A 24,878-nucleotide genomic window follows, 5' to 3' on the forward strand; every position below is an offset into this window, starting at 1 on the left:
CAGGTGTTAAATACATTTTAAAAATGAATAAATCAAAATATATGATATCGGTATTATTTTCTCTAATTCTGGTTTTAGTCAGCTGTGATGATAATAATTTAGATGATGAGATAAATAAAACGGTTCAGGCAAATAGAGAAATAAATATAACCTCTCAGGTGGTGTCTAACAATTTTGTTGGTAATGGTGCTCAATGGGGTGGTTATGATTTAGTACAAACATGGTTAGGACAAGAAACTTTAAGTGACGCAGATTGGAATAAAATGTTTGAAAGAATAGATTTTATGCGTCCACCTTTTTTAAGAATAATGACAAACGCAGGGTGGTCTTACGATAATAATGGTACCTATGATGAGGTTACAAAAACCAAATCATTATTTAAAATGTTAGACTATGCACAAAGTAGAAATATTGAAATAACCTACGGAGAATGGGGGCATCAATCTGTTGGAAATGTTAGTACAATAGACATGAATTGGATTGCAAATTCTGTAAAATTCTTAAATCATTTAGTAAATGAAAAAGGATACACTGTTATAAAAACCATAAATATTATAAACGAACCTAACGGAGATTGGGCTTCTACACAAGGTAGTTATGATATTTATAGAGATGTACAATTAGCTTATCTCCAAGAAATGGCTAAATATTCTTTATCGGAAGTTAAATTAATGGGGCCAGATATTGCCGTATTCAATACGGCTAGTCAAACGGAATGGTTAGCTAATACTAACAACGATTTTGGTGATAATGTTGGGCTTTATGATATTCATGTATACCCAAAACAACAGTTAGTTCGTAATGGCGAATTCAGTGATATGTTAAGAGCTTACAAAAAAGTAACTCCAGAAGGAAAACAAATTGTTTTAGGAGAAATAGGCTTTAAATATGATGAGGTTGATGCAGAATTAAAGAGACAGAACGAAGAAGCTATAGCTAATGATCCTTTTGCAGGAGAAGATTCTAATATGATGGTATATGAGGCTTTTTACGGCATTGATATGGCAGATGCAATAATTCAAACAATGAGAGAAGGCTATTCTGGCGCTTTAGTTTGGAATATGGATGATGCTATGTACAACAGTCCAGATAATGGAGATTACCAAACAACTGCACTTAAACGTTGGGGTTTTTGGAATATTTTAGGCGAAGAGTTAGCCGGTAACGGAGCAGATGAAAATATCCGCCCGTATTTCTATCCTGTATCATTGTTAACAAGATATTTTCCTGCTGGTAGCGTAATATTCAATGTTGAATTACCAAATAAAAAAGGTGTTAGAGCTGTAGTAGGTGTTTTTAATGGAAAATATACCGTAGCCATTGTTAATTCACATTATACAACTTATGACATTGTTTTAAAATCAGATGCATTAAGTAGTTTAACTGCTAACAAGTATACTTATAAGTCCAATGCAGATGGTTCTTTTGAAGGAGAAGTAGATGGCAATGGATTTGCCGTACCATCAGAAAATAATGTGGCATTAAACTTTCAACAAGGAGTCAATATAACATTACAAGGTGAATCTTTTGTCCTATATACAAACATGGATTAAAACTTTCACTAAAAACATAACAAAGTAATTAAAAAAATAAAATAGAATGAAAACTATTGAAAAACAGCAAGTAGGTGTTATACGTTTAGAAAAGCACGAAAAAAATCCAATTTTTAGTCCAAATCCAAATAATCATTGGGAAAACATTGTAGTATGTAATCCCGGAGTTTGGTATGAAGATGGGAAATTTACAATGCTTTACAGAGCTGCTGGTGATGATGAAGAGCACTACATAAGATTTGGCTTAGCTGAAAGTACCGATGGAGTGAATTTTGAGAGAATGTCTAATGACCCTATATTTTCACCTAGTGTTGATGGGCCTGATATGGGCGGAGTTGAAGATCCAAGAATTGTAAAATTTGGAAACGAATATTACATAACCTACGCCTACAGGCCCTTTCCTCCAGGACAATACTGGAAGTTTGCCCACGATGTTATTTTATTACCAGAATCTGGTGAAGATACACCGCTAGTATACAAAAAGAACATTGCAAACTCTGGATTAGCAATTACTAAAGATTTTAAAAATTATAAACGTTTAGGAAGAATAACCACGTCTAATTTAGATGATAGAGATGTAATTTTATTTCCTGAAAAAATTAATGGCAAATTTGCCATGTTGCACAGACCAAAAGAGTGGATAGGTGAGGCATATGGTACTAACAAACCAGCAATTTGGATTCGTTTTTCAGATGACTTAATGGTTTGGGAAGAAGAAAGTACAATGTTAATAGCAGGAAGAGAAGGTACTTGGGAAGAAAAGGTTGGGGGAAGCACACCTCCTTTAAAAACTAAAGATGGTTGGTTAATAATTTATCATGGTGTTGAAAATGGCGGATTAGGATATTACCGCGCTGGAGCAGCACTTTTAGATTTAGAAGACCCAACAAAAGTTATTGGTAGATTAGAAGACTGGATTATGGAGCCAGAACATGATTATGAAATTGAAGGGTATTATAAAGGCTGTGTTTTCCCTACAGGTAATATGATTATTGATGACACACTTTATGTATATTATGGAGCAGCAGATAAATATATTGGTCTGGCTACATGTAACATTAATGAATTACTTGACGAATTGAAAAAATCAAAATGATAAAAAAAGGTATTCATTTTCTAGCGTATGGCGCTTTAATAATATTGGGGCTTACACTAACCTATTGTGTAAATAAAAAACATAAAGAGGTAGATGTAACCATCTCGTTTAGAGAATCTGGGAAACTTAATTTTCCTTTTATTGGTCATGGTGTGCAGTGGTCTGCGTATCCGCATGCAGACTCTAACGAGGCAGAATGGGGATTCCTAATGACCGATGACAAGTGGGAAGAACTTTATAAACGACTAGATTTTGTTAATCCGCATATTATTAGGGTAATGGATGTCTCAACATGGAGATACTATAAAGGGTTAGATAAAAGTGGACATCCAATTTTAGATTTCAATACCCAAGAGGTAAAAAGCCTTTATAAACTGTTAGATTATTGCCAGAAACGCAATATTCAAGTTTTATTTGGTGAATGGGGTGCTCCAGGCTTATGGAATTTAGATGAATCTATTCCAGAAATTGAAAGAGCAGATGATCCTAGATGGATAAAAATGATTACTAAATATTTAAATCATTTAATAATTGAAAAAGGATATACTTGTATTAAGTACTATAACTTGGTAAATGAACCTAATGGTTATTGGGCATCAACTGATGGCGATTGGGAGCAATGGCAAACAGGCTATAGATTACTAGCAAAGGAGCTTGAAACAACTGGATTAGATAAGTATGTAACACTTTCAGGACCTGATGCTGTAACCCAGTGGGATCATCCAAAACATCCAAAGAAAGCGCATGATTGGGTATACTCAACTGTAACCGATTTAGATACTATTACGGGCTTATATGATTTTCATATTTATGCAGATCAGGATTTAATAAGAACAGGCAACTTCATCTCATATCTGCAACCTTTTACTTCAGAAATAAACAAAACTAAAAAACCAATGGTTTTAGGTGAGTTGGGTATGAAATACAGTGGCGCTTTAAAAGATGAAAACAGAAAACGAGGTGAAGAAGATCCATATGCAGGACCAGATGACTCTTCTATGTTTGTATATGATTATTTCTATGGTGTAGATATGGCCGATGCAGCAATACAAAGTATGCTTGCTGAGGTAGGTGGTGCCATTGCTTGGGATTTAGATGATTCCATGCATACAGTTGGAGATTTAGGAGAAAAAAATCAACTAAAAAAGTGGGGCATGTGGAATATTTTAGCAGAAGAATTTGGTGATTTAAAAGCTGATAAAACACCAAGGCCTTGGTCTTATACATGGACGTTGTTATGTAATACATTCTCACCAGGTTCTGAGATTTTTAAACCTGATTTTTCAAAAAAGAATGATAGTATTAGAGCCGTTGCTTCTGTAAAGAAAGATGTACTTTCTATGGCTTTTGTAAATCAATCAAGTACTTCAAAAGCAATTGAAATTAAATCAGATTTAGAATGGCATAAGAAAGAGCTGTTTCTATATGAATATTCAGAGGATAACAGACCTGTAAATGCAGAAGGTTTTCCTGTAGTAACAAGGCGTGTAGATTTTAAACCTGAAGGTTTTAAGTTAAGCTTAAAAGAAAATAGTGTAGTGTTTATTAGTTCAATAGAACTTAAATAATAAAAGGAAATTTATGGAATATAATTTAGGAATTGTAGATGTAACGGTACTTGTTGTATACTTTATATTCATAGTTTGGTTTGGAATTAAAGCGTCTAAAAAAGGGAGTGATTCTACCAGTGATTATTTTTTAGCAGGAAGAAACATGACTTGGCCAATTATTGGTTTTTCCTTATTTGCAGCAAGTATTTCTAGTACAACTTTAATTGGTAAAAGTGGTGATGCCTATTCCACGGGAATTGCCGTGTTCAACTACGATTTAATATCTGTATTGGTCATGGTGTTTTTTGCCATGTTCTTTTTACCGTTTTACATTAAATCGGGCATTTTTACCATTCCAGAATTTTTAGAAAAGCGTTTTGATAAACGTTCTAGGTATTATTTTTCCTTTATCACTTTAATGGGGTCTACATTTCTTGATGCTGCAGGTGCATTATATGCCGCATCATTATTAATGAAATTGGTATTTCCCTCAATGTCAATAATGTCTTTATCTATAATTTTTGCATTAATAGTGGCAGCTTATACCATTCCAGGAGGGCTTTCTGCTGCAATAAAAGTAGATTTAATACAAGGCATTTTATTATTAGGAGGCACATTTATCTTAACATTTTTAGCCATGAACAATGGTGGTTTAGACTATCTAAAGAGTTTACTTCTTGACGGTGATTATATGATGAAATTAATTAGGCCACTAGATGATGCCTCAGTACCGTGGTTAGGAATGATTGTTGGAATTCCAATTTTAGGGTTCTACTTCTGGGGAAATAATCAAGTTTTAGTGCAACGCGTACTTACTGCAAAATCTATAGACCATGGTAGAAAAGGTATCTTGTTAGTAGGATTTTTAACGGTGTCACTTATTTTTATCATCATTTTTCCTGCTGTAATAGGGAAGCATTTATTTCCTGGACTACCAAAGAATGATATGGTATATCCAAAGTTGGTAATAGAACTTATGCCAACAGGTTTGTTGGGACTAATGTTAGCAGCTATGGTTGCAGCTTTAACGTCTACGCTTAGTGCACTTTTGAATTCTGTTGCGACCTTGTTTACAATGGATTTTTATACCAAAATGAAAAAGGAAACATCTCAAAAAGAACAAGTTTATGTTGGTAAAATTGTTTCAGTTATTGTATTGGTTTTGGCCGTATTATGGGTGCCTTTTGTTTCAAAATTTGATTCACTGCTAAAATACTATCAAGAAATGCTAACGTATATAGCGCCTCCTGTAGTGGCGGTCTTCTTTTTAGGTGTTTTTTGGAAACGTATTAACAAGCACGGGGCATTCTGGGGACTTATAGGTGGTGCCTTTGCTGCCGTAGTTACGGTTGTTGCCAAAGTAGCCTTTAATTATGAGCTTTTAGGAGATATTCACTTTTTATTAAAAGTACCGTTTTACTTTTTGTTTAGTGCGGTTATAATCATCGTGGTTAGTTTGTTATCTAAACCTGATAACAAAACTGAAATTGAAGAGCTAATTTGGACTAAAAAGATATATCAAGAAGAATCTAAAGCTTTAATAGGCGTACCATTCTATAAGAATTTTAGAGTATGGTCTGTGATCCTCATTCTCTTCTGCTTTTTAGTTTTATACATCTACCAATAACCTTATTCTAAATAATGAATAAAATTCTTTCTTGGTCTATTACAGCGGCTTTGGCCGGATTTTTGTTCGGGTTTGATACTGTAGTAATATCTGGTGCAGATAAGGAATTGCAAGCGCTTTGGAATTCTTCGAATGCATTTCATGGCTCTGTAGTTATGGCTATGGCTTTATGGGGAACTGTTGTTGGAGCTATTTTTGGTAGTCTACCCACAAATAAGCTTGGAAGAAAAAAAACACTGGTTTGGATTGGCGTTTTTTACTTTGTTTCGGCTTTAGGTTCCGCTTTGGTAAATGACCCGTATACTTTTGCATTCTTTAGGTTTTTAGGGGGGTTGGGTGTTGGAGCATCTACGGTTGCAGCGCCAGCTTATGTTTCAGAAATTGCACCAGCAAAAGATAGAGGTCGTTTAGTGTCACTTTATCAATTTAATATTGTGCTGGGAATATTAATGGCTTTTTTGTCTAACTATTTACTAAGTTCAATTACATTTAATGCTTGGAGGTGGATGATTGGGGTAGAAGCGATTCCCGCGTTATTATATACAATTTTAGCCTTTACAATACCCAAAAGCCCAAGGTGGTTGTTATCTCAAAATAGAGTTGAAGAGGCTAAGGAAATATTCCAAGTGGTCAATCCAAATGGCAATATCAATGACTTTGTTACAGAAAGCAATGATGATAAAGCTGAAGAAAGAAATGAAAGTATTTTTCTAAAAAAGTACAGATTACCTTTAATTTTAGCATTTCTTATTGCATTTTTTAATCAATTTTCTGGAATTAATGCGTTTTTATATTATGCTCCAAGAATTTTTGAAGAAGCAGCACTATTAAGTAGTATTGGAATTGGAGTTACCAATCTTGTTTTTACCATTATAGGAGTTACCATGATTGATAAGTTTGGTAGAAAAACTTTAATGTACATTGGTTCTTTTGGGTATATAATCTCTTTGGGTATGGTTGCAGTGGCATTTTTTCTTAATTGGGAAGGAATGGCAGTACCCGGATTTTTGTTTTTGTTTATAGCCTCACATGCTATTGGGCAAGGAGCAGTTATTTGGGTATTTATTTCTGAAATATTCCCCAATAAACTAAGAGCAAGCGGACAAGCATTTGGCTCGTCAGTACACTGGATATTGGCTGCCATAATACCATCTTTAGTTCCTGTTTTAATAACCAGTGTAGGAGCAGGAACTGTATTTGCGTTTTTTGCTTTTATGATGGTATTGCAATTACTTTTTGTAATATTCTTAATGCCAGAAACTAAAGGTGTTGAACTCGAAACCTTAGCTAAAAAACTTTTAAATAAAATATAATGTTCAGAACCTTAAAAACTACCTATTCCGTTTTGATTTTAGTAATCATTACGAGCTATTCTATAAAAGCAAAAGCTCAAGATCCAAATTTTCATATTTATCTATGTTTCGGGCAATCTAATATGGAAGGATCTGCTCAAATAGAAGAACAAGACAGAATAGAGAATAGTAGGTTTTTGGTACTTCAGTCTCTAGATTGTGATAATTTATTGAGAAAGAAGAATATTTGGTATCCTGCTTCACCACCGTTAAGTCAATGCTATACAGGATTATCTCCTGCCGACTATTTTGGAAAAACCATGGTAAAACATTTACCAGATAGTATTAAAATAGGTGTAATAAATGTGGCTGTTGGCGGTAGTGATATTAGATTGTTTGATAAAGAAATTTATAAAAATTACACCAAAACTTATCCAGAAGATTGGTTTCAAAAGAAAATAAATGATTACGGTGGCAATCCGTATAGACACTTTATAGAACTGGCTAAACTGGCTCAAAAAGATGGCGTTATAAAAGGCATACTTTTACATCAAGGAGAAACAAATAAAGATGATAAAAATTGGCCCCAATATGTTAAGGCAGTTTATAATAATATACTAAAAGATCTAAATCTTAAAGCGGATGAGGTACCATTATTGGCTGGTGAGTTAGTACATGAAGATCAAAATGGACTTTGTGCCAGTATGAATCCAATAATAAATACATTGCCTAATGTTATTCCAACCTCTCACATAATTTCGTCTAAAGGTTGTGATGTGAGAGAAGACAATGTACATTTTAATTCTAAAGGTGTTAGAGCGTTGGGTAAACGTTATGCCTTAAAAATGCTTGAACTTAAAAATTAGTGGTTTATGGCTAATTAATTACTTCATTAAATAGTAAGTAATCAATAAAATACAGGAATAGAATATTCTTTTTGAGTGTTAATTTTACTAAATCCAATTAATCTTAATACATTGAATTATGAGTAAAAAAATTACACAAATTAAAAAATCACTATGTTTATTATTAGGAAGTTTGTTTATTACGGCAACAGTACTTTCTCAAACAACAGTTGTGGATTTTGAAAACCCTTCAGAATATCAACATTTAGCATGGAATGGCACACCAGAAGTGGTGGCTAACCCTAATACCACAGGCATAAACACATCGGCTACAGTAGGTAAATACACTATTCCTGAAGGAAATGCATGGTCTAATGCTTCAGTTGTAATAATAAATACACCTTTAAATTTAAAAGATTTAAGCAATTTAGAGTTTAGCATAATTGCACCCTCTGGTACGCAAATGTATTCTAAATTAGAGCTTGATGGCGTTGGTGGTGTGGCAGAGGCCTATGCAACACCAACAGCAAATGCAAATTGGCAGAAAATTACACTTAATTTTTCACCACTAGCTGGAGTAGATGTTAATACCGCTACATATGATAAATTTACTTTCTTTTTTAATGTTAATGATAATGATGGAGGTGAAGTCTGGTATTTTGATGATATTATAGTTAATAACAATGCACTTAGTGTAAAGGAAAATTCTTTAACTTATTTAAATATTTATCCAAATCCGGTTACAGATAATTTATTTGTTAATAATACTCAATTTATTAAAGGAACAATTTACAATACATCAGGAAATTTAATAAAAACATTTACTAACAACGTAACCAATGTATCTTCAATAAAACCAGGGTTATATTTTTTGTCTATTCAAAATACTAATGGTGAGGTAAGTGTTAAAAAGTTTATAAAAAAATAGTTAGTTTTAGTTTTGTTTAAGAGCACTGCACAAAACTTTTGGTGTAGTGCTTTTGTAATTTTAAAGTTTTTTATGAAAAAAATATATATCCATTTTGCAACAGTTATTATCAGTTTATGGCTAGTAACCTCGTGTAAAACGATAAAAAGTACGCATAAAAGCTTAAATAATAATTGGCTATTTAAAACAGAAAAAGATACTAGTTGGTTAAAAGCCAGTGTGCCAGGTACTGTGCATACAAATTTGCTAGAAAACAAGATTATAGCAGATCCTTTTTACAGAATTAATGAAAAAGATTTACAATGGATAGATAAAAACAACTGGGAATACAAAACAAAATTTGAAGTAAATAAAGCTACCCTAAATAATGAAAACCTTGAAATAATATTTAATGGTTTAGATACTTATGCCAGTATATATTTAAATAACGCTTTGTTATTAAAAACAGATAATATGTTTTTAGAGTATAAAGTAAACGTTAAACCGTATTTAAAATTAGGAGAAAATCATTTAAAAATAGTGTTTCAATCACCAATAAAAAAAGGTTTAGAAAAACGCAAATCTTTAGGTTATAACTTGCCTAATGCGGTAAATGACCAGTCAGTAAATGGAGGCTTAGGCAAAAAACAAGTAGCCGTATTTAGTAGAAAACCCGGGTATCATTTTGGATGGGATTGGGGGCCAAGGCTCGTTACAAGTGGTATATGGAAAGATATTGATTTGCGGTCTTGGAACAAAGCCATTATAAGAGATGTTTATATAAAACAAGAAAGTTTAACAAACAAGAAAGCTTTTTTAGCAGCAGAATTAGAAATTGAGTCTACAGAAAAAATTAATGCTATTTTAAACATTAAGGTTGACCAAAACTTACATATAAAGAAACAAATAAACTTAAATTTAGGTTTTAACAAAATTGAAATTCCTTTCACAATTGAAAGCCCTGAATTATGGTGGACAAATGGACTAGGAAACCAAAAGTTGTATAACGTTGAAGTTGAGTTAAAACACAAAAGTAAAATTGTGTCTTTTGAAGAGCGGAATATTGGTATCAAAACATTAAAAGTTGTTCAAAATAAAGATGAATATGGAGAAAGCTTCTATTTTGAATTAAACGGAAGACCAGTTTTTATGAAAGGGGCTAATTACATTCCTCAAGATGTATTTTTAACAAGAGTAACGGTAACAGATTATGAAACAATTATAAAAAATATGGTAGATGCCAATTATAACATGATACGCGTGTGGGGTGGTGGTATTTATGAAAAAGAGATTTTTTATAATCTATGCGATAAATACGGTATTCTAGTTTGGCAAGATTTTATGTTTGCATGTGCCATGTACCCTGGAGATGAAGCGTTTTTAACTAGCGTTAAAGAAGAGGCTATTTATAATGTTAAAAGATTAAGAAATCATACAAGTATTGCACTTTGGTGTGGTAATAATGAAAATTTAACCGCATGGAAAAATTGGGGGTGGATTCCTGAGATTCTTAACAGCCAAGGGAAAGAAGTAGTAGATAAGATATGGAAAGGGTATACCGATGTTTTCCATAAAATTTTACCCAAGGTAGTTGAAGAATTTGATAGTGATACATTCTATTGGGCGTCATCACCAACTTCAGCAAGAGGAGAAGATGCCACATTAACATCGGGAGATTATCATTATTGGGGCGTTTGGGGGCAGCAAGAACCGTTTTCAACTTTTAATGAATACATTCCGCGTTTCATGTCTGAATACGGATTTCAGTCATTTCCGGAGTTTAGTTCAGTAGAAAAATTTACAGAACCACAAGATTGGGATGTGTATTCAGAAGTTATGAAATCCCATCAACGTCACCCAATAGGCAATAAAAATATAGAGTATTACATGAAACCGCTATATAAAAAACCAAAGAATTTTGAGGCGTTTTTATATGTTAGTCAGTTATTACAAGCAAGAGGCATGCAAATAGCTATTGAAGCACATAGGCGAAACATGCCTTATTGTATGGGGTCTTTATATTGGCAAATAAATGACTGCTGGCCAGTGGCCTCATGGTCTACCATTGATTATTATGGTAATTGGAAAGCAGCTCACTACAAAGTAAAAGATTTATATAAGGCAGTTAAAGTAATGTTTTATGAGAACAAAGAGAAATTAGAAGTGCATATTGTTTCAGATGAAGTAAAAGACAAAAAAGCATATCTTAAATTACGTGTTTTAGATTTTGAAGGGAAAGTGATTAAAACAGTTACACAGGCTGTAACCATTAAGGCAAATACAAGTAAAGTTTATTTAAGTAAAGACATTAGCGCATTAGTTTCCGAAGAAGAAAAAAACAAAACGTTTATAATTGCCGAATTAATAGGAAATAATTATAACGTTTTTGATGAGAGTATTCATTATTTTGAAACACCTAAAAACTTAAATTTACCAGAACCTAAAATTGATTTTACAGTTTTAAAAGTTGAAGGCAATAATATTACAATTGAATTTAAAGCCAATACCTTAGCTAAAAGTGTACGCTTAACTACAGATGAACTAGGGCAATTTTCAAATAATTATTTTGATATCATTCCAAATAAAGCATATCACATCAATTTCAATTCTAATAAGAAAATTGATGTTGAAAAATTTAAAAGTAGTTTAAAAATAATAACATTAATTAATACCTACAAAAACTCAAATGAAGCAATTATATCCAATTAAATTTGAACCCATTTTAAAAGAAAGAATTTGGGGAGGAGAAAAATTAACATCAACTTTTAAAAAGAATTCAAATAAAACCAATATAGGAGAAAGTTGGGAGGTTTCAGGTGTTAAGGGAGACGTTTCAATAGTAGCAAATGGCCCATTAAAGGGGCAAACATTAAAAAAGCTTCTGCAAACTTATAAAGGCAGTATTGTTGGAAATAAAGTTTATAAAACGTTTAAAGATAATTTCCCTGTTTTAATAAAATTTATTGATGCTAAAACACCACTTTCTATTCAGGTACACCCAAATAATGAGTTGGCAAAAGAGCGTCATAACTCCTTTGGAAAAAATGAAATGTGGTATATAATGGATTGTGAAGAAGATGCCGAATTAATAGTTGGATTTAATAAACAAATTACTAAAGATGAATACATTTTAGCACTACAAAACCGAACAATATTAGATGTTCTAAATACAGAAAAAATTGAAACAGGAGATGTGTTTTACATACCAACCGGTAGAGTACATGCTATAGGAGCTGGTACAGTTTTGGCAGAAATACAACAAACGTCTGATATTACTTATAGAATTTATGATTATGAACGTGTAGATAAAAAAACAGGAAAACAAAGAGAGTTACACACGCAATTAGCATTAAACGCTATTGATTTTAATGCATGTAATAATTACAAAACAAATTACAATACCATTCAAAATAAACCAGCAAAGTTAGTGCATTCACCTTACTTTAAAACTAATATAATTGAATTAACCAATGAGTTAAAGTTAGATTATAATACTTTAGATTCATTTGTGATTTTTATATGTGTTGAAGGTAATTTTAGTTTAAATTATAATGAAGATGAATTTAACGTAAATAAAGGTGAAACGGTTTTACTACCAGCAAGTATATGTCAAGTTATTTTAAAAGGAAACAACGCCAAAATTTTAGAGGTTTATTTATAGTTAATTTGTTTTTAGGAAAAATATAAACTGAAAAAATCCTCACTTTTTTAAGTGGGGATTTTTTTGTTTTACTCAAGCTTTCACTATAAAGCTATCACAGAAAGTTACAATACGTCAATTATTTATGTTTTAAAACCAGATTTATAAATAATTCAAATAAATTTTATAGTAGAATTATTATATCCATAAAACTTATAATAGCCTATTTAATTACTAAAGTTATTTGTAATTTAACCAAATTACATAAAACAATTAAATCCTTTATTAATCTTACAGTTTTTTATAAAATGCGTATTAAAAATTTTTATCTCATCTTTTTATTGATGGCTTCGGTTAAATTTAGTTACAGTCAAAACGCTAAAGATTCATCACTTTGGACGCCCGAAGATATTATAAACACTCAATACATGCGTTCTGTTTCTATATCACCAGATAATACTATGGTAGTATGGACAAAGAAGAAAGCCGTTAAAGAAAAAGACCATTTTGTGTCTGATATCTATTTAACAAGACTAGATATTAAGAAAAATGATGCTTTTAAAACCATTCAATTAACCAATGGTAAAGACAATAATTACAGCCCAATTTTTTCAAAAGATGGGGAATATATCTATTTTTTATCAACTAGAGATAAAGGCAAAAAACTTTGGAAATTAAGTATTTATGGAGGAGAAGCTCAAGAAGTAAAAGAATTTAAAAACGGAATTTCTAATTTACAATGGAAAGATGATGAAACATTATTATTTCAATCTAATGATGGAAAAACGTTGCAAGAAATTACCAATGAAAAAAGTAAAGATGACGTAATTATTGTTGAAGATACCTTAAGCTGGAAACCTAACCACGTTTATGCATTTAATCTTGAAAATAAAACTACAAGCAAGCTTACATTTAATAAAAAACCGCTAACAAGTTATAAAGTATCTAAAAATGGAAAATGGTTAATTTATGGTATGCAGCGTAATATTGCTTATGCTTCAGATGCGCAAAAAGATCCGTTCCAGTATTTAAAAAACCTAGAAACAGGTAAGGTTGAAAAAATACTTGCAGAATTTGAATATCCAACATATAGCTTTCAGTTTACCAATAATTCCAAAGGCTTTTATTTTTCTTCGGCCTATGGTTCTAACCCAAAATATAATGGCGCAGGAATTAATGAGTTGTATTATTTCAATTTAGAAACCATGACGCACACTAAAGTAAATTTAGATTGGAGTTTAGGTCATGCAGGCGGTTATAATGTTGTTGGTAATGATGTTATAGTTTCTCTAGCAAATAAAGCAACAAGACGTTTAGCATACTATAAAAAGAATGATAACTTTTGGACAAAGAAAAAAATTGATTTAAATGAAAAGAATGATCACGTATCTGTAAATGCAGTTTCTATTGATGGTTCAAAAATGGTTTATACCTATTCAACAGCATCAAAATTACCAAGTTTTCTTATTTCAGATATAAAAGAACATAAAATTTTAAATGAAGCAGAATTAGTTAAGTTGAATAAAAATTTACTAAAAAAGCACATTACCAAAAGTGAAGTTATGGTTTGGAAGGGCTATAACGATGAAGAAGTTACAGGTATTCTTTATTATCCTGAAAACTATGTTGAAGGTAAAAAATATCCGTTAATGCTTTCTATTCATGGTGGGCCAGCAAGTCAAGATTTAGATTCGTGGTCTGAACGTTGGAGCACTTATCCTAATTTATTAGCCCAAAAAGGCATGTTTGTTTTAAAACCTAATTATCACGGCTCGTCAAACCACGGGCTGTCGCATGTAGAGAGCATAAAAGAAAATTATTATGTACCAGAAATGGATGATATTATTAAAGGTATAGAAGTATTGCACACTGCTGGTAAAATAGATAAAAATAAATTAGGAACAATGGGCTGGTCTAATGGTGCTATACTTAGTACCATGCTTACGGTAAAATATCCAGATATGTTTAAAGTAGCAGCTCCGGGCGCGGGTGATGTTAACTGGACATCAGATTACGGAACGTGTAGGTTTGGTGTAAGTTTTGATCAGCATTATTTTGGTGGAGCACCCTGGGATGATGTTAATGGCAAAATTTACAATGAAAACTACATACTTAAATCACCGTTATTTGAAATTGAAAAAATTAAAACACCAACCATAATATTTCACGGTAGTGCAGATAGAGCAGTGCCTAGAGACCAAGGTTGGGAGTATTACAGAGGCTTACAACAAGTTGGTAAAGCACCAGTGCGTTTTCTTTGGTTTCCTAATCAGCCACACGGTTTAGGTAAAATTACGCATCAGTTACGTAAAATGAAAGAAGAAATTACTTGGATAGAAACCTATTTACTTAAGAAGCCTAAAACTAAAAATGAAGCATTTAAAAAAGAAAGTCCTTTGGGTGATATTTTAAAGCTTCAAACTGTAAAATCTCAAAATGGTTTATATGGTGAATTAAAAGATAATAAATTAATCCCTGAAACAGTTAGCATTAAAAAAGATTCAACGTCCATTGGTCGTTTTGAAGTAACTAATGCCCAGTTAAAAGCATTTAAACAAAATCATACTTTTGCAGTTGGTCATGAAAATTATCCAGCGGTTGTAAATTTAGAAACAGCTAAAAATTACATTACGTGGCTATCAAATTTAACCGGAAATGTTTACAGATTACCCAATAAAAAAGAAGCTAAAGCTTTACATAAACATGCCGTAAAAGTGGCTTCAAAAGAAAATATTATAAACTATTGGGCGGGTTATAAATTAATACCAAGCGATTATGAAAAATTACAAGAAAAATTAAACGATGTTAAAGTGTCATTATTAAAGCCCGTAGGAAGTTTTAAAGCTGTTAAAATAGGTAATGCTGAAATTTATGATTTAGGTGGTAATGTAGCAGAATTTTACAGCAATGGCATTTACGGATACAGCGCCTATGATTATTTTGATGTAAATAGTACGGAATACTTAACAAAAAGTAATTACACAGGAATTAGAATAATAAAAGAATAATTTCCTGTGTTTCAATGTAATTATATTTGTGAAATTATTATAAATCCTCATTCTTAAAGTGGGGATTTTTTATGTTTAAAACTAAAGTTACTTAGTGTAATGTATCCTCAAGCACTACTTCAAAATCAAGCAACCATAACATTTTCTTATGCCTAAATAATTTTTGTTTAACTAAAATAAAAATAAGTTAAACAAAATATTGTATCTTTGAAGTAGATTACCTTTTTAACCTATTAAGTTTTATCATGGCAAAGAAAAAAAATATTACAAAAACAGACATCATTTCCATGTATATGGATTATGTTTTAGAGCACAACGAAGACCCAAAATCTGTATACAAATTCAGTAAAAACAACAATTTTGATGAAGCATTGTTTTATCAAAGTTTTACTTCATTTGAAACCATAAAAAATGAAATATTCACCGTTTTTTTTGAAAACACTTTAGGTTTACTTCATAAAAGTGATGAGTTTGAAAGTTTTGATGCCAGAAATCAGCTTTTAAGTTTTTATTACACGTTTTTCGAAATTCTTACGGCCAACCGTAGTTACGTAGTGTATGCTTTAAACCAACAAAAAAACAAATTAGAAGTCATGAAAAGCTTGAAAGGTTTAAAGTACGGTTTTACAAAGTTTATTGATGGTTTAAACATAGAAAAGTTAGATGTAAAGCAAGAGCGTTTAGAAAAAATTCAAAACAAAGCATTAAGTGAAACTGCTTGGTTACAATTGGTTTTAACTATTAAGTTTTGGTTAGATGATAGTTCTGCTGGCTTTGAAAAAACAGATTTGTTTATTGAAAAATCAGTAAATGCCAGTTTTGATATCATAAATATTACACCTGTTAAAAGTGTAATTGATTTAGGTAAATTTCTATTTAAAGAAAAAATGAAAAACTAATGAAAACAATAGATAATATTCCAACATCAAAAATACAACGTGCTTCAAAGCTTGTGCAAACAGGAGCAAAGGTTGGTGTAAACTACCTTAAATATTACGGTAGTAAATTGGTTAATGGTGAAGATGAAGCTAAAGAACAATTAAATAAAGACAATGCTGAAGATATTTATGATGGCTTAAAACAGCTTAAAGGTAGTGCCTTAAAAGTTGCCCAAATGCTTAGTATGGAAAAAGGTATTTTACCACAAGCGTATGTTGAGCAATTTTCATTATCGCAGTTTTCAGTGCCACCATTATCGGCTCCTTTAGTAAAAAAAACCTTCAAAAAATACTTTGGTAAAAACCCAAATGAATTGTTTGACACCTTTAACTTAAACGCAGTTAGTGGCGCAAGTATTGGGCAAGTTCACATTGCAGAAAAAAATGGTAAAAAATATGCAGTTAAAATTCAATATCCTGGTGTTGCAGAAAGTATTTCTACAGATTTGGCTTTGGTTAAACCCATAGCTATTAAAATGTTTAATATTCGTGGTAAAGACAGCGATAAGTACTTTAAAGAAGTTGAAAATAAATTAATTGAAGAAACAAATTATGTGTTAGAGGTGGCACAAAGTCAGGCTATTGTTGATGCATGCAAGCATATACCAAATTTACAGTTTCCAAATTATTATGAAGATTTGTCTTCTGATAGAATTATTACAATGGATTGGATGAATGGCATTCATCTATCAGAATTCACAAAACAAAATACCAACAAAGAAGTAGCCAATAAACTTGGGCAAGCCTTATGGGATTTTTACATGTACCAAATGCACGTACTCAAAAAAGTACACGCAGATCCGCATCCAGGAAATTTCATGATTTCTAAAGACAATCAATTAATAGTTTTAGATTTTGGCTGTATGAAAGAGGTACCAGAAGAGTTTTATGTGCCATATTTTGAGTTGGCTAAAAAAGAAAATATTTCAAACCCAGACCTTTTTGAACAAAAGCTTTACGAGTTAGAAATTTTAAGAACAGATGACAGCAAAGAAGAGCTCACATTTTTCAAAGAAATGTTTCATGAAATGTTAAGCTTATTTACTGAACCTTTTAATAATGAGGTATTTGATTTTTCAGATGAAACATTCTTCGGAAAAATAACAGAATTAGGTACTAAATATTCTAAAAACACAGAGCTAAGAAATATGAATGGCAACCGCGGTTCAAAGCATTTCATTTATATAAATAGAACATTTTTTGGCTTGTATAATTTAATGCACGATTTAAAAGCAACCAACGTAATTATAAATAATTTCAAAACATACGCATGATTTTTTTTAATACCGAAGATATAAAGGGTTTTGATAAAATTTACAGAATTAACCTAATGAATAGTTTATCGGGTTACAAATCTGCAAATTTAATAGGAAGCATTTCAAACAGTTGTAAAGAAAACGTGGCAGTATTTAGTTCTGTAATTCATTTGGGCTCTAATCCGCCACTATTGGGGTTTATTTTACGCCCTAACACCGTGCCAAGAAATACCTATGAAAACATTAAAGAAACGGGTTTTTATACTATAAATCACATAAATGAAGCCTTTATTGAAAGTGCTCATCATACATCGGCAAAGTATCCTAAAGATGTGTCTGAGTTTGAAATTACTGGTTTAACACCCGTTTATAAAAATGAATTTAAAGCACCTTTTGTAAATGAATCATCTGTACAAATTGGCTTAAAGTATGTTGAAGAATATCATATTAAAGCTAACAACACCATTTTGGTGGTTGGTGAAATACAGTGTTTTTATGTGAATGATGATATGCTTGAAGCTGATGGTTTTTTAAATCTTTCAAAAGCAAAAACGGCAACAATTAATGGTTTAGATGCATATGCTATTCCAGAATTAAAAACCCGTTTTGAATACCAAAGACCCAAAAGTTTAGAAAATAAGTTATAAATGAAAATTTTAATCACAGGAACAACCGGTTACATTGCCAAAAGGCTTGCTTTAAAATTAATTGAAAGCGGGCATGAGTTGGTATGTTGTGTGCGTGATTTAAATAGAATACCCGATGAAATTGAATTTAAAGACCAAGTTGAATTTATAAAAGTAGATTTCTTAAACGATAATTTACCAGATTTACCAAAAGATATTGATGCCGCATATTACCTCATACATTCTATGGCAACAACTGCCAGTAATTTTGAAAATCTAGAACATAAATGTGCTCAAAATTTTAAGGCTCTAGTTAATAAAACGCATTGTAAGCAGGTTATTTATTTAAGCGGTATTGTTAATGATAAAAGCTTATCAACACACTTAAAATCTAGATTACAAGTTGAAAATACTCTACATTCTAATAATTATGCTTTAACCACGTTTAGAGCAGGTATAATTGTGGGTAGTGGTAGTGCTTCATTTGAAATTATAAGAGACATCGTTGAAAAATTACCAATAATGATAACACCTAAGTGGCTTAACACAAAAACACAACCACTTGCTGTTAGAGATGTATTATTGTTTTTAGAGCGTGCGTTGTTAAACCCTAAAGTGCTTAACAAGTCTTTTGATATTTGCGGACCAGAAATTTTAACTTATAAACAAATGCTATTGCAGTTTGCAAGCGTTAGAGGTTTTAAACGCTATATAATAACGTTGCCTGTTTTATCACCCAAAATGTCGTCTTACTGGTTGTATTTTGTAACGTCAACATCGTTTAATTTGGCAAAAGCGTTGGTAGATAGTATGAAAGTTGAAGTAGTTGCAAAACCAAGCAATATCAACCAAATTTTAGGTGTTTTTCCTATTACTTATAAAAAAGCAGTGTCTTTAGCATTTCAAAAAATAGAACAAAATGCTGTAATTTCAAGTTGGAAAGACGCCATGAGTAGTGGTGTTTTTAATTCACAATTAAGTAAACATATACAAATACCGCAATACGGATGTTTTAAAGATTTACGTTCTGTACCCGTTAACGATGAAACTTTTACATTAAACAAAATCTGGTCTATTGGCGGAGAAAACGGTTGGTACAGTTTCAATTGGCTTTGGCGTATAAGAGGGTATATAGATAAATTGTTTGGTGGTGTTGGTTTAAGACGTGGCAGAACGCATAATACTTATTTAGAACCTGGTGATCCAGTAGATTTTTGGCGTGTTTTATTAGCCGACAAAGAAGAAAAACGCCTATTGTTATTTGCCGAAATGAAACTGCCTGGTGAGGCTTGGTTAGAATTCAAAATAGTTAAAAACCAATTATTTCAACGTGCCGTTTTTAGACCCAAAGGTATTTGGGGGCGCCTGTATTGGTTCTCGGTGTTGCCGTTTCATGCTTTTGTTTTTAATGGTATGATAAAGGCTTTAGTAACCAATGACAAGTAGAAAAAAACAACATTTACCCAGTAAAATATGTCCTGTTTGCGAACGACCATTTACATGGCGAAAAAAATGGGAGCGAGACTGGGAAAATGTAAAATATTGTAGTAAAAAATGCAGCAAAACAAAACAGCCATAGTATGGTTTACCACTAATTTACGTGTTCAAGATAATGAAGCTTTATATCAGGCTTGTGCTAATTACGAGCAAGTAATTGCAGTGTATTGTTTTGATGAGGAATTATTTACAAAAACACAGTTTGGATTTAAAAAAATTGAAAAATATAGAGCACAGTTTTTAAGAGAATCGGTTATAGATCTTCAAAAAAACTTACAATCTTTAAATGTTCCTTTTTCTATTTACTATGGGTGTCCGCAACAGGTGGTTACAAGTGTATGTTTAGAATACAACGCAAGCGCCCTCTTTTTTCAGAAAGAGTTTACTAGTGAAGAAAACAAACAAATAGATGCTGTATTAAAAAACTTGCCAAAAAATGTAACAACTCATAGTTTTTATGATCAGTTTTTATTTCATCCAGATGATGTGCCATTTTCTATCAGAAAACTACCAGAGGTTTTTACAATATTTAGAAAAAAGGTTGAAAAATTATCAGAAGTAAGATCAAGGTTCTCACTTCTCCCTAAAAAAGAAACAAAAGTATCAGTTCCTGAATCTAAAGTACCATCTTTAAAAACATTAGGCTTTGATTCATTTGAACTTCCTGTAAATACTGCTTTTCCTTTTAAAGGAGGAGAAACAGCCGCGTTACAAAGGTTAAATGATTATTTTTTTAATACTAAAAAGCTAGCTTTTTATAAGAAAACAAGAAACGGACTTATTGGAACAGATTATAGTTCTAAATTTTCATCATGGCTAGCAAACGGAAGCATCTCAGCAAAAACCATTTACTGGAAAGTTAGAGAGTTTGAAAATGAATTTGGAGGAAATCAATCTACTTACTGGATGATTTTTGAGCTTATTTGGAGAGATTATTTCAAGTTTATTGCTTTAAAACACCAAAATAAGCTGTTTAAATTTAGTGGTTTAAAAAACATACACTATGATTGGAAAGAAAGTCAAGCTCAAATAGATCGTTGGATTAACGGAGAAACTCAAGAGCCATTTGTAAACGCTAATATGATAGAGTTAAAATTAACTGGCTGGATGAGTAATAGAGGAAGGCAAAATGTAGCATCTTATTTTGCTAAAGAATTGCTTTTAGATTGGCGAATTGGAGCTGCATATTTTGAGAGTATGTTAATAGATTATGATGTACACAGTAACTACGGAAATTGGCAATATGTAGCAGGTGTAGGGAATGATCCAAGAGATAGAAAGTTTAATGTTCAGCTACAGGCAGAAAGGTATGATGCCAAAGGTGCTTTTCAACGTATGTGGTTACAACCAACACTTTTTTAGTTATGAATGAAGTTACTGTTATATTTCCGCATCAATTATTTAAAAATACTGAGTTTTTACCTTCAAAAACACCTGTGTTTTTAGTAGAAGAATACTTGTTTTTTAGTCAATATAATTTTCATAAACAAAAAGTAGCTTTCCATAGAGCAAGTATGAAATTTTATGAAAGCTTTTTAGCAGACAAAGGTTTCAAAGTTACCTATGTAAAAGCTTCAGACAAAAGAAGTGATGTTAGAAAGTTATTTTCTTTTTTTATTGATGAAGAGATAACAACAGTTCATATAATAAACCCTACTGATAATTGGCTGGAGAAAAGAATAAATACTTTTTCAGAGCAAATATCAATTCAGTATTATGAAAATCCGTTATTTATAAATTCTAAAGAAGAATTAAGTTCATTTTTCAAACCCAACAAAAAGAAATTTTTTCAAACGTCATTTTATAAAAATCAACGTACAGATAGAAATATTTTAGTCACAAACGGTGAACCCGTTGGTGGTAAATGGACTTTTGATGCAGATAACAGAAAAAAATATCCAAAAGATAAAACACCTCCAACTATTACGTATCCGAAGGTTAATAAACATTTTAAAGAAGCAGTAGATTATGTAAATGCCAACTTTAAAAATAATATAGGTGAGGTAGATTTAATCCAGTACTATCCTACAACTTTCAAAGAATCCGAAGATTGGTTACAAGATTTTTTTAAGGTACGTTTTCATGATTTTGGTGCTTATGAAGATGCTATTGTAAAAAAAGAACATTTTTTAAATCACAGTATTCTATCTCCTTTAATTAATGTTGGATTATTATCGCCTTTATATGTAATTGAAGAGGCTATAGATTTTGCTGCTAAAAATGACATTCCTATTAATTCTTTAGAAGGTTTTGTTAGACAAATTTTGGGGTGGAGAGAATTTATAAGAGGTGTTTATGAAGTAAAGGGTACCGAAGAACGTACAAAGAATTTTTGGAATCATACTAGAAAAATACCAGCTTCATTTTATACCGGAACAACGGGTATTGATCCTATAGATACTACAATTAAAAAACTATTAAAAACAGGATATGCGCATCACATAGAACGTTTAATGATTTTAGGAAACTTTATGTTGTTGTGTGAGTTTGACCCTGATGAGGTTTACAAATGGTTTATGGAGTTGTTTATTGATGCGTATGATTGGGTTATGGTACCCAATGTATATGGTATGACTTTGTTTGCAGACGGTGGTTTAATGTCTACAAAACCCTATATAAGTAGTAGTAATTATATAAAAAAAATGAGTGACTATCCTAACGGAGAATGGCAGCAAATTTGGGATGGTTTATTTTGGAATTTTATGGATAAAAACAGAAGTTTTTTGAGTAAAAATCCACGTTTAAATATGTTATTGTCCAATTTAGATAAAATGGATAATTCTAAAAGAGAAACTCATTTTAAAAACGCTGCTATGTTTTTTGAACAATTAGAAAATCCTACAAAAGAAACACAGCTTAATTTATTATAAATGAGTAAAAAAGAAAACATATCTGTTGTTTGGTTAAAACGAGATTTGCGTTTACATGATAATGAAGCAATATATAATGCTTTACAGTCAGGAAACAGAGTGCTTTTTATGTTTGTTTTCGAAAACTTACTACTCCAAGATGCACATTACAGTGAGCGTCATTGGAACTTTATAAAACAATCTATTCAAGATTTAAACGAAGATTTAAAACACTATAACACGCAAGTTTTTTGTGCAACTGGGGAAATTTTTGCCATTTTTAATCAGTTGCTTACCAATTTTGATGTAACACAAGTATTTTCTCATCAAGAAACAGGATTACAAGTTACTTTTAATAGAGATAAAGAATTCGCTAGATATTGTAGAAACAATTCTATTGAATGGATAGAAAATATAAATAATGGTGTATTAAGAGGTTTATTAAATAGAGAAGATTGGTTTGATAAGTGGGAGAGTTACATGTATTTACCACAAATCCCTTTTGAAGCTTCTTCAGAAAACTTTATCAGTATTGATGAAATCCAAAACATAAGTAAGTATTTTCATATTACAGATTTATCAACAGAAAAAGACGTAAATTTTCAATATGGCGGAACAAAAATGGCTTGGAAGTATGCAGATTCTTTTTTTAATGAACGATATGAAAAATATATGTTTCATATATCTAAACCAGAAGCGTCTAGAAGTAGTTGTAGTAGATTATCACCATATATAGCTTGGGGAAATGTATCTATTAGAACCGTATTTCAAAAAGCCAAAGAAGTTAAAGGTCAATCAAAAAATAAAAGACACTTAAGCGCTTTTATATCTCGATTACGATGGCAAGCGCACTTCATTCAAAAGTTCGAAATGGAGTGTACTATGGAAAATGCAAGTGTTAATAAGGGATATCATAAGCTAAAAAAATCTATATCAGAAACATATAAAACTGCTTGGGAAACAGGATATACAGGTTTTCCTTTAGTAGATGCTTCTATGCGTTGTTTAGCACAAACAGGTTATATAAATTTTAGAATGCGCGCTATGTTAGTATCTTTTTTTACACATATTTTATGGCAACCATGGCAAGAGGCAACCCATCATTTATCACGTTTATTTCTTGATTTTGAACCTGGTATTCATTTTCCACAATTGCAGATGCAAGCAGGTGAAACAGGTATTAATAATTTACGAATTTACAATCCTGTTAAAAATGGACAAGAGCATGATCCTGATGCTGTTTTCATAAAAAAATGGGTGCCTGAATTAGCTCATTTACCAGTTCCGTTTATTCATGAACCCTATTTATTGACTCCTTTAGAGCAACAATTTAATAATTGCATTATAGGGGAAGATTATCCAGCTCCAATTGTAGATATTAAAGAGAATAGAAAACGTGCTAGTGATATTTTATGGAATATGAAAAAAGATCCTGAAGTACGAAGAGAAAGCTATAGAATTTTAAAAAAACATACGATTGATAATAGAAGTAGAATGTTAAGAGATGAATAATGATATTTAATACTACATATACAAACGAAGATTTTCTAGTTTACAGTAGAGAATTTCTAGGTAAACCATTCTCATTACTAAATAAAGTTAAACTGAATGGTGTAGGTTCTAGTCGTTTTATTATTGCTGAAGTAAGTCAGAAATTAAAATCAAATAAAGTTCAATTTTCAGAATTAAATTACGGAAATATAGAAATGCGTCCAAAAGGTATTTTAGTTCATTTTACTAACAGGCTAGAGCGTTTTTCTTGGTGTATTCCTTACCACAAATTAGTAGTTTACAATGCTTCGTTTTTCAGCATTCATGCCGAAGGAAGTTTCATAAAATTTTTAAAAAACAAGAATTATTCAGAGAATAAAAAATTCATTTCAAAAATGATTGATTATAAAAATGAATATTTAAATCTAGATTATTATGACGGATAGACAAATTGATAGAATTATTGAAATGGCTTGGGAAGATAGAACCACTTTTGATGCTATTCAGTTTCAATTTGGTTTAAAAGAGCAGGAGGTTATTAACTTAATGCGAAGAGAAATGAAGCCCTCTAGTTTTAGAATGTGGCGCAAAAGAGTTCAAGGTAGAGCTACAAAACATGAAGCTAAAAGAGCATTTATAAAAGGTCGTTTTAAATGTTCAAGACAAAGAAATATATCTAATAATAAAATATCTAAAAGATAAA

The 24,878-nt window shown here is 31.4% G+C and carries 20 protein-coding genes; all 20 read left to right on the top strand.

Going from position 1 to position 24,878, the window contains the following annotated elements; genetic code table 11:
* The first annotated feature begins 23 nt into the window (after positions 1–23).
* The 20 genes from ACXAG4_RS10760 to ACXAG4_RS10855 all read left to right on the top strand — a co-directional run bounded on the left by ACXAG4_RS10760 (position 24) and on the right by ACXAG4_RS10855 (position 24,877).
* Entirely contained in the window at positions 24–1,553 is a 1,530-nt protein-coding gene (locus ACXAG4_RS10760) for a hypothetical protein (RefSeq protein WP_475296093.1), read from the top strand.
* Positions 1,554–1,599: 46 nt separating this feature from the next.
* Positions 1,600–2,649 carry a glycoside hydrolase family 130 protein gene (locus ACXAG4_RS10765; RefSeq protein WP_475296094.1) on the top strand — a complete coding sequence of 350 codons (1,050 nt, stop codon included), beginning with the start codon at positions 1,600–1,602 and terminating at the stop codon, positions 2,647–2,649.
* Positions 2,646–4,217: a hypothetical protein gene (locus ACXAG4_RS10770; RefSeq protein WP_475296095.1), complete on the top strand. Its 1,572-nt coding sequence runs from the start codon at positions 2,646–2,648 to the stop codon at positions 4,215–4,217. The genes ACXAG4_RS10765 and ACXAG4_RS10770 overlap by 4 nt, the downstream gene beginning before the upstream one ends.
* A 13-nt stretch (positions 4,218–4,230) precedes the next feature.
* Complete coding sequence (locus tag ACXAG4_RS10775) at positions 4,231–5,826, top strand: sodium:solute symporter (protein WP_475296096.1); 1,596 nt, start codon at positions 4,231–4,233, stop codon at positions 5,824–5,826.
* Between the two features lie 14 nt (positions 5,827–5,840).
* On the top strand, positions 5,841–7,139 hold the full coding sequence (locus ACXAG4_RS10780) for a sugar porter family MFS transporter (RefSeq protein WP_475296097.1): 1,299 nt from the start codon (positions 5,841–5,843) through the stop codon (positions 7,137–7,139).
* A complete protein-coding gene (locus ACXAG4_RS10785; RefSeq protein WP_475296098.1) occupies positions 7,139–7,984 on the top strand; it encodes a sialate O-acetylesterase in 846 nt (281 codons plus the stop codon). The genes ACXAG4_RS10780 and ACXAG4_RS10785 overlap by 1 nt, the downstream gene beginning before the upstream one ends.
* 118 nt (positions 7,985–8,102) lie before the next feature.
* Positions 8,103–8,891 carry a T9SS type A sorting domain-containing protein gene (locus ACXAG4_RS10790; protein WP_475296099.1) on the top strand — a complete coding sequence of 263 codons (789 nt, stop codon included), beginning with the start codon at positions 8,103–8,105 and terminating at the stop codon, positions 8,889–8,891.
* Positions 8,892–8,963: 72 nt separating this feature from the next.
* Positions 8,964–11,579 (top strand): glycoside hydrolase family 2 protein, encoded by a 2,616-nt coding sequence (locus ACXAG4_RS10795; RefSeq protein WP_475296100.1) that lies wholly within the window; start codon positions 8,964–8,966, stop codon positions 11,577–11,579.
* A complete protein-coding gene (locus ACXAG4_RS10800) occupies positions 11,557–12,531 on the top strand; it encodes a type I phosphomannose isomerase catalytic subunit (RefSeq protein WP_475296101.1) in 975 nt (324 codons plus the stop codon). Before ACXAG4_RS10795 ends, ACXAG4_RS10800 begins: the two co-directional genes overlap by 23 nt.
* A 323-nt stretch (positions 12,532–12,854) precedes the next feature.
* Entirely contained in the window at positions 12,855–15,518 is a 2,664-nt protein-coding gene (locus ACXAG4_RS10805) for a prolyl oligopeptidase family serine peptidase (protein ID WP_475296102.1), read from the top strand.
* A 245-nt stretch (positions 15,519–15,763) separates the two neighbouring features.
* Positions 15,764–16,417: a TetR family transcriptional regulator C-terminal domain-containing protein gene (locus ACXAG4_RS10810; protein ID WP_475296103.1), complete on the top strand. Its 654-nt coding sequence runs from the start codon at positions 15,764–15,766 to the stop codon at positions 16,415–16,417.
* Positions 16,417–17,730, top strand: coding sequence for an ABC1 kinase family protein (locus tag ACXAG4_RS10815; protein ID WP_475296104.1), 1,314 nt, complete (start codon positions 16,417–16,419; stop codon positions 17,728–17,730). Before ACXAG4_RS10810 ends, ACXAG4_RS10815 begins: the two co-directional genes overlap by 1 nt.
* On the top strand, positions 17,727–18,359 hold the full coding sequence (locus ACXAG4_RS10820; protein ID WP_475296105.1) for a flavin reductase family protein: 633 nt from the start codon (positions 17,727–17,729) through the stop codon (positions 18,357–18,359). Before ACXAG4_RS10815 ends, ACXAG4_RS10820 begins: the two co-directional genes overlap by 4 nt.
* Positions 18,360–19,784 carry an SDR family oxidoreductase gene (locus tag ACXAG4_RS10825; RefSeq protein WP_475296106.1) on the top strand — a complete coding sequence of 475 codons (1,425 nt, stop codon included), beginning with the start codon at positions 18,360–18,362 and terminating at the stop codon, positions 19,782–19,784.
* On the top strand, positions 19,774–19,917 hold the full coding sequence (locus ACXAG4_RS10830; protein WP_147130484.1) for a DUF2256 domain-containing protein: 144 nt from the start codon (positions 19,774–19,776) through the stop codon (positions 19,915–19,917). The genes ACXAG4_RS10825 and ACXAG4_RS10830 overlap by 11 nt, the downstream gene beginning before the upstream one ends.
* Positions 19,893–21,197 carry a DASH family cryptochrome gene (locus ACXAG4_RS10835; protein WP_475296107.1) on the top strand — a complete coding sequence of 435 codons (1,305 nt, stop codon included), beginning with the start codon at positions 19,893–19,895 and terminating at the stop codon, positions 21,195–21,197. The genes ACXAG4_RS10830 and ACXAG4_RS10835 overlap by 25 nt, the downstream gene beginning before the upstream one ends.
* Positions 21,198–21,199: 2 nt before the next feature.
* Complete coding sequence (locus ACXAG4_RS10840; protein WP_475296108.1) at positions 21,200–22,705, top strand: cryptochrome/photolyase family protein; 1,506 nt, start codon at positions 21,200–21,202, stop codon at positions 22,703–22,705.
* On the top strand, positions 22,706–24,196 hold the full coding sequence (locus ACXAG4_RS10845) for a cryptochrome/deoxyribodipyrimidine photo-lyase family protein (protein ID WP_475296109.1): 1,491 nt from the start codon (positions 22,706–22,708) through the stop codon (positions 24,194–24,196).
* A complete protein-coding gene (locus ACXAG4_RS10850; RefSeq protein ID WP_475296110.1) occupies positions 24,196–24,621 on the top strand; it encodes a hypothetical protein in 426 nt (141 codons plus the stop codon). The genes ACXAG4_RS10845 and ACXAG4_RS10850 overlap by 1 nt, the downstream gene beginning before the upstream one ends.
* Positions 24,611–24,877 (top strand): TIGR03643 family protein, encoded by a 267-nt coding sequence (locus ACXAG4_RS10855; protein WP_475296111.1) that lies wholly within the window; start codon positions 24,611–24,613, stop codon positions 24,875–24,877. Before ACXAG4_RS10850 ends, ACXAG4_RS10855 begins: the two co-directional genes overlap by 11 nt.
* Position 24,878: the final 1 nt, after the last annotated feature.

The organism is Seonamhaeicola sp. ABD4_175 (assembly GCF_056160885.1).

Excerpts from the sequence above, each read along its gene's own strand:
- ACXAG4_RS10760 (WP_475296093.1), top strand. The coding sequence starts at position 24 with ATGAATAAATCAAAATATATGATATCGGTATTATTTTCTCTAATTCTG.
- ACXAG4_RS10765 (WP_475296094.1), top strand. The coding sequence starts at position 1,600 with ATGAAAACTATTGAAAAACAGCAAGTAGGTGTTATACGTTTAGAAAAG.
- ACXAG4_RS10770 (WP_475296095.1), top strand. The coding sequence starts at position 2,646 with ATGATAAAAAAAGGTATTCATTTTCTAGCGTATGGCGCTTTAATAATA.
- ACXAG4_RS10775 (WP_475296096.1), top strand. The coding sequence starts at position 4,231 with ATGGAATATAATTTAGGAATTGTAGATGTAACGGTACTTGTTGTATAC.
- ACXAG4_RS10780 (WP_475296097.1), top strand. The coding sequence starts at position 5,841 with ATGAATAAAATTCTTTCTTGGTCTATTACAGCGGCTTTGGCCGGATTT.
- ACXAG4_RS10785 (WP_475296098.1), top strand. The coding sequence starts at position 7,139 with ATGTTCAGAACCTTAAAAACTACCTATTCCGTTTTGATTTTAGTAATC.
- ACXAG4_RS10790 (WP_475296099.1), top strand. The coding sequence starts at position 8,103 with ATGAGTAAAAAAATTACACAAATTAAAAAATCACTATGTTTATTATTA.
- ACXAG4_RS10795 (WP_475296100.1), top strand. The coding sequence starts at position 8,964 with ATGAAAAAAATATATATCCATTTTGCAACAGTTATTATCAGTTTATGG.
- ACXAG4_RS10800 (WP_475296101.1), top strand. The coding sequence starts at position 11,557 with ATGAAGCAATTATATCCAATTAAATTTGAACCCATTTTAAAAGAAAGA.
- ACXAG4_RS10805 (WP_475296102.1), top strand. The coding sequence starts at position 12,855 with ATGGCTTCGGTTAAATTTAGTTACAGTCAAAACGCTAAAGATTCATCA.
- ACXAG4_RS10810 (WP_475296103.1), top strand. The coding sequence starts at position 15,764 with ATGGCAAAGAAAAAAAATATTACAAAAACAGACATCATTTCCATGTAT.
- ACXAG4_RS10815 (WP_475296104.1), top strand. The coding sequence starts at position 16,417 with ATGAAAACAATAGATAATATTCCAACATCAAAAATACAACGTGCTTCA.
- ACXAG4_RS10820 (WP_475296105.1), top strand. The coding sequence starts at position 17,727 with ATGATTTTTTTTAATACCGAAGATATAAAGGGTTTTGATAAAATTTAC.
- ACXAG4_RS10825 (WP_475296106.1), top strand. The coding sequence starts at position 18,360 with ATGAAAATTTTAATCACAGGAACAACCGGTTACATTGCCAAAAGGCTT.
- ACXAG4_RS10830 (WP_147130484.1), top strand. The coding sequence starts at position 19,774 with ATGACAAGTAGAAAAAAACAACATTTACCCAGTAAAATATGTCCTGTT.
- ACXAG4_RS10835 (WP_475296107.1), top strand. The coding sequence starts at position 19,893 with ATGCAGCAAAACAAAACAGCCATAGTATGGTTTACCACTAATTTACGT.
- ACXAG4_RS10840 (WP_475296108.1), top strand. The coding sequence starts at position 21,200 with ATGAATGAAGTTACTGTTATATTTCCGCATCAATTATTTAAAAATACT.
- ACXAG4_RS10845 (WP_475296109.1), top strand. The coding sequence starts at position 22,706 with ATGAGTAAAAAAGAAAACATATCTGTTGTTTGGTTAAAACGAGATTTG.
- ACXAG4_RS10850 (WP_475296110.1), top strand. The coding sequence starts at position 24,196 with ATGATATTTAATACTACATATACAAACGAAGATTTTCTAGTTTACAGT.
- ACXAG4_RS10855 (WP_475296111.1), top strand. The coding sequence starts at position 24,611 with ATGACGGATAGACAAATTGATAGAATTATTGAAATGGCTTGGGAAGAT.